Origin of the sequence: Acinetobacter bouvetii (genome assembly GCF_902753875.1) — a bacterium.
GTDB classification, from domain to species: domain Bacteria; phylum Pseudomonadota; class Gammaproteobacteria; order Pseudomonadales; family Moraxellaceae; genus Acinetobacter; species Acinetobacter bouvetii_A.
In genome coordinates, this window is sequence record NZ_CADDTS010000048.1 from 130,524 (window position 1) to 142,613 (window position 12,090).

At 32.9% G+C, this 12,090-nt stretch carries 9 protein-coding genes and 3 pseudogenes; 6 read left to right on the top strand and 6 right to left on the bottom strand.

Translation table 11 applies throughout. From position 1 onward, the window contains the following. The first annotated feature begins 8 nt into the window (after nt 1-8). From FB6_RS14235 to FB6_RS14250, 4 genes are read left to right on the top strand one after another with little or no spacing between them, the layout of a single operon-like run. On the top strand, nt 9-1,355 hold the full coding sequence (locus tag FB6_RS14235; protein WP_047472183.1) for a site-specific integrase: 1,347 nt from the start codon (nt 9-11) through the stop codon (nt 1,353-1,355). Beyond that, entirely contained in the window at nt 1,352-2,947 is a 1,596-nt protein-coding gene (locus FB6_RS14240) for a site-specific integrase (RefSeq protein ID WP_218947996.1), read from the top strand. Before FB6_RS14235 ends, FB6_RS14240 begins: the two co-directional genes overlap by 4 nt. Next, a complete protein-coding gene (locus FB6_RS14245; protein WP_174560611.1) occupies nt 2,937-5,270 on the top strand; it encodes a hypothetical protein in 2,334 nt (777 codons plus the stop codon). The genes FB6_RS14240 and FB6_RS14245 overlap by 11 nt, the downstream gene beginning before the upstream one ends. 1 nt (nt 5,271) lies before the next feature. Next, nucleotides 5,272-5,706, top strand: coding sequence for a hypothetical protein (locus tag FB6_RS14250; protein ID WP_174560612.1), 435 nt, complete (start codon nt 5,272-5,274; stop codon nt 5,704-5,706). 227 nt (nt 5,707-5,933) lie between these two features. Here the strand turns inward: FB6_RS14250 and FB6_RS14255 are convergent, their stop codons facing one another. Beyond that, nucleotides 5,934-6,161, bottom strand: coding sequence for a helix-turn-helix domain-containing protein (locus FB6_RS14255; protein WP_174560613.1), 228 nt, complete (start codon nt 6,159-6,161; stop codon nt 5,934-5,936). 132 nt (nt 6,162-6,293) lie between these two features. Here FB6_RS14255 and FB6_RS14260 point away from each other — a divergent pair, with 132 nt between their 5' ends. Then, on the top strand, nt 6,294-6,728 hold the full coding sequence (locus FB6_RS14260) for a hypothetical protein (protein ID WP_174560614.1): 435 nt from the start codon (nt 6,294-6,296) through the stop codon (nt 6,726-6,728). 140 nt (nt 6,729-6,868) lie between these two features. On the opposite strand, the pseudogene FB6_RS16745 reads toward FB6_RS14260, so the two are convergent. The 3 genes and pseudogenes from FB6_RS16745 to FB6_RS14270 all read right to left on the bottom strand — a co-directional run. After that, nucleotides 6,869-7,035, bottom strand: a pseudogene (locus tag FB6_RS16745) (transposase); the annotation flags it as partial. Nucleotides 7,036-7,192: 157 nt separating this feature from the next. Next, on the bottom strand, nt 7,193-9,442 hold the full coding sequence (locus FB6_RS14265; RefSeq protein ID WP_174560615.1) for an ankyrin repeat domain-containing protein: 2,250 nt from the start codon (nt 9,440-9,442) through the stop codon (nt 7,193-7,195). 47 nt (nt 9,443-9,489) lie between these two features. After that, nucleotides 9,490-10,194, bottom strand: a complete 705-nt coding sequence (locus FB6_RS14270) for an IS6-like element IS1006 family transposase (RefSeq protein WP_001067784.1) — start codon at nt 10,192-10,194, stop codon at nt 9,490-9,492. Nucleotides 10,195-10,253: 59 nt separating this feature from the next. Between FB6_RS14270 and FB6_RS14275 the strand changes: the two are divergent. Then, nucleotides 10,254-10,547 (top strand): annotated as a pseudogene (locus tag FB6_RS14275) (IS5/IS1182 family transposase); the annotation flags it as partial. Between the two features lie 206 nt (nt 10,548-10,753). On the opposite strand, the pseudogene FB6_RS14280 reads toward FB6_RS14275, so the two are convergent. Then, nucleotides 10,754-10,933 (bottom strand): annotated as a pseudogene (locus tag FB6_RS14280) (hypothetical protein); the annotation flags it as partial. A gap of 203 nt (nt 10,934-11,136) precedes the next feature. Then, a complete protein-coding gene (locus tag FB6_RS14285; RefSeq protein WP_174560616.1) occupies nt 11,137-12,036 on the bottom strand; it encodes a cation diffusion facilitator family transporter in 900 nt (299 codons plus the stop codon). Nucleotides 12,037-12,090 lie beyond the last annotated feature (54 nt).

The following is a 12,090-nucleotide window of genomic DNA, read 5'->3' on the forward strand; positions in this document are numbered from 1 at the left end:
ACTTTACTATGTTTGCTTTAAAAACAATTCATTTAGAAAAGAAAGTCTCAAACGAAAATCAAATTATTCTTTTATTTGATTTAGATTCATTCTGTCCATGTATGTACCCTATGCTGTACACCATGAAATTTCTTAGATTTCAAAGTATCTCTACGCAGCATGCAGATTTAATCGCAATAAAATTTTGGTATGAATTTTGGTTTGAAAAGTTTGCCACGTCCTTTTGTGAGTCGTTCTATTCGACATCCTATAATTTTGAGATCATTCAATGTGAAATTGATAATTTCATTGTTTACTTAGAAAATAATAAAAAACTTGAAAGTAATCTTATACGGCTAAGCAATTCAGAACATATTAATTACACAACAATTGGTCATAGAGTTAGATCCTTCTTAAAGTTTTACAACTTCTTGATTAATGAATACTTAAGCATGCAATCACAGCCACAACTTACGTTGAAGGAAATTCAAAAAATTAAAGAAAACTTGAATAAATATATGACAATAAAGAAAAAAATTATAAATAATTTTTCAAAAGCCAATAAGACAATTAAAAGTGAGATAAATCATAATTTTAAGAGCATGAATCAGGAAATGATTAAAGGATTGTATTCAGTCATTTCACCAAGTAACTCTAATAAATACAATGAATTAAATCCTTTTAGATCTAAAAATGTACAACTCAGAAACTTTCTGATCATACATCTCATGCTCAACTATGGTCTTAGAATTGGTGAGCTTATGCTACTAACAACCAACTCTATTAAAAAATCAATTCAGAATCATAGTTTTAGTTTAATTATTACAAATACAGATGATGAGTTCGATGATCGATCAAAAAAGCCAAAAATCAAAAATGAATATTCGTACCGAGTAATTAAACTGCAGGAACGAGACTACAGAATTCTTCAAATCTATATAAATGAAATCCGAAAAGAAATTCCTTCACATATCTTATTTACATCCTTAAAGCCTCCCTATTCTGCTTTAAGTTATGCCAGTGTTAAAAAGATATTTGATCAAGTAGATTCGTCATTAAAAGCATTATTACCTGAGTGTTTTGATACTTCAGCATATGATTCAATAGAACGTCTCACTCCGCACGTTTGTAGACATTCTTGGGCTTATATGATGTTAAGCTTTTCTTTTGAGAAGTATAAGAAAGAAAATGATAGTCACTCTGATCTCAGGCAAAGTGTAAATGATGCTCTGCTAGATGCACAGGATGATCTAAGAGCCTTAGGTGGTTGGTCACCTACAAGTAAAATGCCCATATATTATGGTAAACGCTTTATTGTAGAACGTGCTAATTTTATGAACTTGGCTCGGATAATTGATTCTAGTATTAAATTATGAATGATAAGAATATACCTCAACTTAGTCTAGATTTTGAAAAAAATGATGATAGTCCTAGTGACTTTATTATTTTCCATGATGCTGACCTTAGGCTCATAGAGTCTTTACACTTACCGGCAATCATCCGATTCTATAGAGCTGATAAATTTGATAGCAAGTTCGTTCAAACATCTAACGATGTTTGGAATTTTTCATATTCAGGGAAAAAACTTCACTTAAACTTCTCTAACTTCAGTACGTCAGAGAAAAAATTGGCTAAATTTTTTCTAGCTAATTACATTCAAATTAATACACCATCTGCACTTGAAGCTAAATTACAAGCTTACACTTTTGTAATAAAGTCGCTAAAAACTAGAGACTTAAAGCTTGATTATCAGAATGCGAAATCTTTACTGGTTGATTTAGCAAAAGCCGATAATTCTACATACTATTACCATTTTAAGTTCTTAGTGAAGCTACTATTTCTCGAGAACTTTTCATGCTTTGATCTTGATCAGGAATATGAGTTGGAATTTCTTGAACGTCCTAAAGCATTTAATTCAAGTTTATATTACCAGCAATACGAAGATACGATCGACTATCCTCTTATTTCAATGATTCAACAAGGCTTTATCAAGTTAAACCAAGCTATCAAAGATGATTTTCAAGGTATCGATAAACAAACATTACTTTATTCATCAATACTTGGTTTGGTGTATGCAACTGGTCATAGACCTGTACAATTAGCAAAACTATCTGCTGAAGACATAAAGATAGATACCACACGCACTACAGATCATTTTCATCGCTATAGCATACTAGTTCCCTATGCGAAACAATCACGTTATGTACATGAAAAGATCGCAGTCAAATTACCAGAAGAAGTTGCTAAAATCATTATTGCTTATATCGAAAGATTTAACTTAAGTCCAAAAGATAAGTTATTTGATTTAGGGGAAAATTCTGCACGCTTTTGCTCAAAAGCGATTAATACACAATTATTTGATTTTGCTTCCGAAGAGTACAAAGAAGCTGTTCTTGCAGATGAAATGATAAAGCAAAAGTACTCATTTTCTGATTTTAGGCATCATGTTGGCTATAGTTTGGCAATGGCTGGGGCTTCTGCTGAAGAAATTGCTTATATCTTAGGTCATTCTTCTATTGTAACTGCTAGACATTATATTTTCTCTACCCCTGAACTTGCTCAAATTAGAGCACAGGCACTTGGGAAAAATTCCTTATATCGACAAATGATCGCCATGCTCCTGACTGGAAGGCTCGTTTATAAGAAAGATTGGCAACAGAAAAAAGTACTAGGAAATATTGGTAGCAAAATTCATTACGATATTGGTGGGTGCTCCTACGAAGACAATTGTTTATTTCAACCAGTTCGTAATTGCTATGGCTGTATGTACTTTTATCCTTTTATTGATGCTAACCATAATCATATTTTAGAAAGTATACAAAGCGAAATCAATGATCTGATCAAATTATCAGACGGTATAGGTGTATCTAGAAACCCATTGATACGAGTGCATGAGTCAACTAAATTCGAAATTGAATCCGTAATAGCTCGTTGTGCATTACAGAAGGATGATATTTATGAACAATGAAAAATATAATATTTTTATAGATGAACAAAAGAGTTATTTTAATGAGAATTTGCAGTCTAACTTCAAATGGGATTGGAATGATTCAGTTTGGTATGGTGGTACAATAGGATCTGGTTGGTTACTGTCAAGAAGTGGTAAAGTAAATTTTACTTTCAGCACAATTAAAAGATTAAAAGGTGTTGAAAACACTACTATAAATACAGATTTTCAAGAGTTTATTAAATCTGTGCTCATTCTTAGTTATCGTAAGTCCAATTCTAAAGCATCCCCTCAAAAACTTTATGCAGAATTTTTAATTCTTAAACGATGGTACAGCGCTTTATATACTGAAAAAATCGAGAGCATACATCCCTGTCAGTTATCAACATTAATCTTAAATAAGTCTTTTGAAATTTTGGCAGAAAACTCAAGTAGAATGAATCTGCCTGACCATGTTGGAACTTACAGAAGATTGCAAGAAATAATAAATCATTATGCTTTTACTAAACAACCATTAGAATTTTCTCAAAAATACTTATACATAAATCGACAAAATAGAACCCCTAATGCTAGAAAAACTAAAGCATTAATAGATCAATTAGAGTTAGATGAAGATGATCTAGATAAGGATAAGCTCATTTCGATTCGAACATTCATCAATATTGTTTCTTTAATAAGCTTATGTAGTACAAATGGTGAAAAGATAGTACTAAATATTTTACTATTACTTATAGTCACTGGTTTACGTTCTACAGAAGCCTTTCTTTTAAAAACTGATGCTTTGATAAAAAAACCTATTCTTGACCCTTTAACCAAAGAGCATTTAGCTTTGGATGGCATTAAGCAATACACAGTTGGCATTCAGTATCATGGAGCAAAAGGTTCTGGCTACCGTATTCATTGGGTAGAACCTCTTGCTGTTCCTATTATAGAAAGTATATTCTCAAATGTATTATCTCTAACACAGCCCTACCGAGACTATATAAAATATATCCGCGGGAAAAATATAAAGGATTTTTTACCTAAAGAGATTGATGATATTAATTCTGATTTTGTTGAAATAGATGATTTAATTAAATATTTTTTTGGTATCAATGAGGAGTATAAAGTAACTAATGACTCAAAACGTAGAGTTATTATGGATAATGCTAGATTTACTGGATTAAAACCTAGTTTCATTGATAAATCTGAAAAACAATTTAAGCGATATTATAGTAAAAAAGATTTAAATGATTATGTGATTAGTTTGAAAACATACAATATTGATAATCCGTTTAATCATATTTTTAATTATGAAAATAAATTAATCAACCTACCATTTGAAGACATTTTATTTATTCATGAATATAGATCTACAAATGTTAAGCAAGTATTATCAAATAAAACGAATATTATGCCATTTCATGCAACAATAATTAATAATTTTTTTGGAAATGGCAGAAATATATCGATTTTCCAAAAATACCTTTTACTTGAAAATAAAGATGAATACTCAAAGATAACAACACATATTCCTCGACATAATATAAATACTTTTTTAGCTTTGAGTGGTATATCTGAACATTTACAGGCCATGCTCATGGGACGCATAGATATAAAGCAAAATCAATATTATCAACACTTAGCGTTAAAACAACGTAAAGTCACAGCTAGTTTGTTAGAGAAATATGAATTGACACTTTACAAAAACGATAAACAGGAAATAAAGTCAGACTATCCAATTGATTCTATAAAACATGATGGATTAATGTACTTTTCAGAAAAATTGGATCTAGAAAATAATTTAAAGATGAATTTACAAACCTTTGACTCGAAAAATGAAGTAGCGAGTTATATAAGGGAATCCTTCTTCGATGAATATTTTCAAGATATCGCTCAATCTTTTAATGAATTAGTTAAAGAAGATCGATCATTGGCTAACTCATTAGTTCAACGCCATGCTTGTTTGCACCCTTTACCTTTTGGTGGTTGTATGCGTGATGTGGCTGTGCACGATTGTCCTAAACGTCTTGCATGCCAATCAGGTGATCAATGTGGAAACTTTGCTTTAACTGGACGTAAAGGTGAATTAGAAGCCCTACAACATACTTTGAATGAATTACTAGATAAGTTTGTACAAATAGAGCAAATCGTAATCCATGATTCATCTTATAGCGAAATGCTTGAGGGCTTACGTAAAAAAATACTTTATTTAAGTGATTTAAAAACAAAAGCACTTGATAAGCAAAATAGTTTAACTCCTGTTCCTGTTTTTCCTTATGGTGATGCTATTACTAAATTACCAACAACCTTAAGTGAACTATTCGCTATAGAACAGCAAAAAATTGAAACCAAGGAAGCCTGATATGTTACGTGGTAAACAATTAGATGAAGTCATTGAACAAGAATTGCAAATGATGTTGGTTGAAGGTTTTGAGAAGTCCCCTATTTCTCATAAGAGCTTACATGATCGTTTAACTGCCAGAGGCTACATATCTGGGGGACTTAGTACTTTGAGTTCAGCTGAAAGAAAAAGTCTTATTAGTCTTTATATGGTGGAGCAAATAGCACCATTGAATCTAAAAACTAAAGAACAGCAACTATATGTAAATAAAAAAACGAGAAAAGCGCTTACTGATACCAATAAAAATCTGCATTCTCAAATAAATGAGTTGGAATCACAGCTGAATCAAAATACAGAAACATTGATAGATATTATTGAGGAGGTTAAATTAAGAACAAATTTAAAGATCGATCATCTCTTAGCCCCACATCTTTTGAAAAAATATTTATCAAAGTAGACACTATTATGTTAGAAGAAAAGTCAAAAACCTGTCAGCATATATTCCCTGAGAATATCTGCTCAAATCAAAAAGAAAATATTTATTTTATAGAAAAATAAGGCTTTGTTGCACAAAGATTTCATAACTATATGATTTTAAAAGTTTTGATTATTTTTTGATCTAAAATTAAATTTATTTAAATCAGATGCTTACATATTTATGCAACAAAGCCGAAAAATAATGAATTACAAATTTTCTTCTAAAAAGTTGACGATTGAAATTCCTAACACATTCAACCAATCGTGAAGTTCCAATACATCAATTCTCCTCTCGAAATTTTCAACTTTTGCTACATAGGATTGTGGTTTTTTTAAGGATGAAGCAAGTTGCACTTGAGTTATATTTTTTAACTCACGTTTAAGAATTAATGCTTTGATAAGTTTTCTATATCTAGGATCATGTATTGAGCTCATAGCTCAAGATGGTGTACTATTAAATCAAATATCCCAAAATAGGATATTTGATTGATTTTATTAGTTTTTAGGTCATTAAATATGTAAGATACTCATCAGCTTAAAAATTGTTTATTTGGATTTTTATCAAATATGTCATTCACTAGCTATGAGTTTAAGGATTTAAGACAATCTTTTATCCAATATTACCCGGAATTTAGTGCAAAAAAATACTATTCAAAAATATATCTAATTATAAGAGAGTTAGGTGAATCTGGGATGATTCTCGTTGACCGAAAAAACTGTACATATAGATATACGTCAAACTATTCAAAAGAAGAAATTTTAAATTTCAGTTCATTAGATACTAATGAATTAATTCGAAAAAACCTTTTAATTGAACATAATAATGTCTTGGATAATATTGAATTGTTACACAATGAAATAAATGCTTATTATTCATATTCTGGAAAATTTCCAATAATTTCAGATGCTATAGGCACATTAATAAAAAACAAGAAAAAGGAATTAATTTTATTAAGAGCTGAATTAAATGCTCTTAAAAATATTTTAGAAATACAGTATTGATAATCTTACATATTAAAATATATGAATAACTCTGGATCGATCCTAGCTTGAATTAACCTTAACAGAGTAATTTATGCAACAAAACTTGAATAGAGTGTCACCTAATTTAAAAATTTAGCCTTTCCTTTTTGTACGACATATTCTAACACTTTCATCCGTGCCAACAAAGATGTATGCATACATCTTTGTTGGCACGCCATTTATAGAAGACCGTGTTCACAACAAAGGGCAGCAACAGGTGTGCCAAACTTTCCGCTTGCTTTAATATAGCCATGATATGGCTGTCAGTAAATTTAGATGTTTTCATGCAGAATCTCCTGCCTATACTTTAAGAGGAAATTCTACTTTTAGGTCCTATTATTTTTAGGGGGATTACCTGACTACCTTGGTCTGAGTGCACCATCACACCTTTTGAATAGCCTTCCCTGAGCGGAATTTCTGCTCAGGGGTAATTATTTAATTAATTAGCATTTCAAAAGGATAGCTTGTTCAAGAACTTCCACAATTTTTACAAGTTCTTGTTTTGAGCCACAGGAATAGCCATTTTCTTGACTAATTTTTGCTAAAATGGCTAGAGCTTCAGGTTCTTCAATCAGATATTCAACCAATTCTAGTGGTGTAAATTCAGCATGATCTTTTTCCCAAAGTTGATTTGGCACCAATACTACCAACTTTTTGACAGCATAAATATTTCCAGACCAACAAGCAGTATGTAACGGTAATCTTCCATCTACTGTTCTCACATTCCAATCGGAAGACTCAGTGCAAAAGGCATCAAAAATTTGGGGAGTTTGAATTTTACAGGCCGTATGCAACGCAGTCATCCCTTGATAATTTTCAATATTCGCATTTGCTCCAGCTGCCAACATTTGTTCAACTAACATCGTTTCACGAGCTTCAACAGCCAACATTAATGGTGTTTGGCCTTTAAGATCAGAAATATTCAGTTGTTCTGGATATTTTTCAAAAAGATCTTTTAAGAAGTTTTCCCAAACCTCTAATATCTTCGCATCCATTAATTTTTGAGCTTCAAAAAATAATTTTAGCATCAGCATGAGCATTGAGTTACCTTCAACGTCAGGCAGATTAGATTTAAACAAAGTATTATTAGAATTTAGCCAATCCTTCAACCCTGCTAAATTATTTTTTTCTAGCAAAGGAAAAAGTTTATCCAACGCCGGTTTGACTAGAGTTTTACTGAGCGGTTGTTGAGGCTTGATTCCAGGATACGGTTTATAAAGATCTTCCCAAAAATAAGAGTATGCCCAGCGTGCTACTTCCTCTATAGAAGGAATTTGATCACTTTCTATTATTCCACCACTAAGCATTTCACGATAATATTTTTCGTGATTGTTCGTGATAAGTTTTTGATTCGCTACCGCTATGGCTAAACAATCTCGTGCAATTTCTCCAGTTATTAGGCCATAACTACATTTAAAACTTTCTTCCAGTGCATCTCTGAAATATTTTGATGCCTCATCAAAATTATTTTGTGCCAATAAGTGTTTAGCTTTGTACTGCAAAATGGCAAACTTCCATAAATCATATCCTTCGGTTTTTTCTGCTTCATCAAGTAAAGCATCAACCTTATTTTTGCAATCTTTAGGTCTATTTTTACTTTCACCATTTAAATAGTAAGCAAGCTCCGGAATAACAACTAGAATTTTCTCTATAGGCGTATTAGCCAATTCTCTCATACGCTTAGTGGTCATTTCTTTCAATCGAATCGGTATATCTATTGACTGAGCTACGCCACTTACTACCCAATAATTCTGCTCATTTTGTAATGCTCTCCATGGTGAGCTCTGTTGCATACGACTTTTTAGATCTTGAACTTTGGTTTGTTCTTCATAAAAGTGATGCAGTTTAAGTAGAGTGCGTTCAGCAATTTCAGCACATGATTCCTGATCATGACCAATTACATCATCAAGTGCATCGCTTGCATTGATACGGAAGCTATAGCTCAGATACGTTGCTAGCTCATCAATAGCTGTTTCTTTACTAGAGGGTATAATTGAAAGAAATATGCTTTGTTTATCCCATTCAGGTAAATGAGCTTCAAACCACATATCTTCCGCAAATTCACCTTTACCTCTACAATTTCTCCATGCCTCGATAGTAAGGTTATAAACACCTTTATATAATACAAATAGTTGTAGGACTTTATTTTTCTTGATGTCAACACAATACTTATCTACGTCAGGACACAGAGAATTGACTAATCGGTGATAAATATCCTGCACTACACTAGCGACAATAAGTCGTTGGCGAATAACGTCTATAGAAGGTGCTGAATAGCGATTTAATAAGCATTCGATTAATCTAATTTTCTCTTTAACATTTACATTCCCCTGCAAAATATCGGTAAGGGCTTCCTCAGACAATGGAAGTTCAAATTTAAGCTTTTGAGCATTTAGGTCTTTTTTGTTGATGAAAGCTAATGCTTGGTTAAATTGCTCATCAAGAGTGACAGTTTCATCTAGAATAAATACACCTTTAAAATCTAAGGTCGACTCTTCTGGAAAATATTCATAAATCGAGCTATAACGAATAGTATTAGAACCATTCTTCCAATTATAGAGAGAGCGTCGTAAATTTTGAATGTCTATATCTAGGCTATGGTTGGCAACATTGTCTACATCTGTTCCTAGTAGATCTGTTAACCAATCAATGACTTGTGGTACAGGTAGAATTAGCTTTTTATCACCAGGCACTGTTGCAAATAGAGATTTGAGTCGATGATGTTCCCTTTAAAAAGTACTTAGAGACCGAAAACCCTGTTGATTAGACACACTTCACCCTGAGGCTGACCATAATAAAATGACGATGCTTGTCCTTTACGTAGTGCACGCATGACTTCAATACCTTTAATTGTGGCATAAGCCGTCTTCATAGATTTGAATCCTAATGTGGCCCTGATGATCCGCTTTAGCTTGCCATGATCACATTCAATCACGTTATTTTTATACTTAATCTGCCTGTGCTCAAGGTCTGGTGGACATTTACCTTCCCGTTTTAACCGTGATAAAGCACGTCCATATGTGGGTGCTTTATCCGTGTTGATCACTTGTGGAATTTGCCACTTCTTCACATTATTTAAAATTTTTCCAAGAAAACAATATGCTGATTTGGTATTACGTCTAGAAGAAAGATAAAAATCAATGGTATCGCCACGTTGATCGACTGCACGATACAGATAAGACCATCGTCCATTCACTTTTACATAGGTTTCATCAATATGCCACGAGCTCAGATCTGTAGGATTACGCCAATACCAGCGTAAACGTTTTTCTATTTCAGGAGCATAACGTTGAACCCAACGGTAAATAGTCGTGTGATCAACATTCACACCCCGTTCAGCCAGCATTTCCTGCAGTTCACGATAGCTAATGCCATATTTACAATACCAGCGCACAGCCCAAAGAATGATTTCGCCCTGAAAATGCCGACCATGGAAAGGATTCATATGCTGCACCTTTAGCTAAAACAGTCTTCAGCTTACCATTCGTGGTTATTTGCAACAGTGCCGTAATTCCACCCAGGAAGAATGCCAAGCCCTGGAAAGATTCTAAAATCAGTTCAATAGAACGAAATGAGTTACTTCAAACGGTTAAGCATTTAGGCAGAACCCTATGGAAAAAATGGTCGGGCTATCACCGTCGCAGTTTGGTGGAAACCAAGATGCATTGCATCAAATTATTAGGAGATAAGCTGACGGCAAGACATTTTCAAAGTCAGGTCAATGAAGTTCATGCGCGTGTGGCAGTTCTGAATAGATTTACGGAATTAGGTAGACCTCACACCCAAGTTGTCACTTAAATTTGAATGGATTGGGGAAAACTCAGCTTTTGAATGTTTATGCAACAAAGCCGGTTTTAGTTATAAACTTATTCATTCAGGAATTATATTGCTGAATGAATAAGTCTAATTGATTTATTTATGCAACCCAACTATTCATTTGATTCATTTGATTCATTTGATTCATTTGATTCATTTGATTCATTTGATTCATTTGATTCATTTGATTCATTTGATTCATTTGATTCATTATTTTTAACTTGTTTTTGTTTAGAATTTTCAACTTTAGAAGCTTTTAAATTCTTTTCAAGAAATAACAAGCCGCCATCTGCATAACTAAAACTTGCGATACTAAAGAATGCACTAATTAACAGTAATTTAGTACAAAATTTATTTTTGAATAGCATGTTTATTTACTCTCATTTAATACTTGTTAGATATTCTAACTTTAAAGAATTAACACCCAGAGGACTCATAAATTACATTCTTGTAATTTTAAAATGTCTCAGGATGGTGTTTAAAGTGCGTGTGATAAATAGAAGTGTAATACAGGAAAATGGTAAGGTTTATCAGCCTAGTCATCTGTCCATTATGTAGAAAGAGCAGCACTTTAATGTTTATGCTGTTCCAATGTATTACATTCCTTACTTTCTATTTGTAACGTAATTTCAGTAATACTATGATTATGTTTTAGAACGTCTAAGGCCTTTTGATAGAGCTGATCTGGATCGCTATTAGGAGCAACCAAATGAGCAGTTAAATGAATGTTTTTTGAAGATATAGCCCAGACTTTCAACTGATGAATCCCTTCAACACCCTCTAGCATCAATAAATCATTTCTTAACGACTCAATATCAATCTCATCAGGAACCCCTTCAAGCAAAATATGGATACTTTGTTTTAATAAAACCCAAGTTCGAGGTAAAACCCAGAAGCCAATTAACACAGCGATTACGGTATCTACCCACATCCACTGGGTAAAATAAATGACCACTCCTCCGATAATCACGCCTATCGATCCCAGTGCATCACTAAGGACTTCTAAATATGCGCCTTTCACATTTAGACTTTCTTGAGCACTCGCAGAAAGGATTTTCATTGAAATCAAATTTATGACCAAACCAATGACTGCGACAATCATCATTCCAACACTTTGAATTTCAGCAGGATGCGTAAAGCGTTGGTAAGCTTCATAGACAATATATATCGCCACCACAAAAAGCATCACTGCATTAAACAGAGCCGCTAAAATTTCGAATCGCTGATAGCCAAAAGTTCTTTTATCATCTGCGGCTTTTTTACCAATTTTGATAGCAGCAAGAGCAATAGCTAATGCGGCTACATCAGTAAACATGTGAGCGGCATCAGACAGTAATGCTAAACTTTGGGTAATAAAAGCAGCGACAACTTCTACTATTAAAAAAGTAGTCGTTAAACCTAAGGCAACCATTAACTTCTTACTATTTTCTTCAGTAACAACCGCATGGCTATGATCATGATGTTCTGACATAAAATATTTTCCTTATTCTATTTATGATGAGCAGAGATATTGGATAACAGCCAA

What these genes read in the sequence shown, in the direction of transcription:
- FB6_RS14260 (WP_174560614.1), top strand. Translation starts at nt 6,294, where the DNA reads ATGTCATTCACTAGCTATGAGTTTAAGGATTTAAGACAATCTTTTATC.
- FB6_RS14235 (WP_047472183.1), top strand. Translation starts at nt 9, where the DNA reads ATGTTTGCTTTAAAAACAATTCATTTAGAAAAGAAAGTCTCAAACGAA.
- FB6_RS14285 (WP_174560616.1), bottom strand. Translation starts at nt 12,036, where the DNA reads ATGTCAGAACATCATGATCATAGCCATGCGGTTGTTACTGAAGAAAAT.
- FB6_RS14245 (WP_174560611.1), top strand. Translation starts at nt 2,937, where the DNA reads ATGAACAATGAAAAATATAATATTTTTATAGATGAACAAAAGAGTTAT.
- FB6_RS14270 (WP_001067784.1), bottom strand. Translation starts at nt 10,194, where the DNA reads ATGAATCCTTTCCATGGTCGGCATTTTCAGGGCGAAATCATTCTTTGG.
- FB6_RS14240 (WP_218947996.1), top strand. Translation starts at nt 1,352, where the DNA reads ATGAATGATAAGAATATACCTCAACTTAGTCTAGATTTTGAAAAAAAT.
- FB6_RS14250 (WP_174560612.1), top strand. Translation starts at nt 5,272, where the DNA reads ATGTTACGTGGTAAACAATTAGATGAAGTCATTGAACAAGAATTGCAA.
- FB6_RS14255 (WP_174560613.1), bottom strand. Translation starts at nt 6,161, where the DNA reads ATGAGCTCAATACATGATCCTAGATATAGAAAACTTATCAAAGCATTA.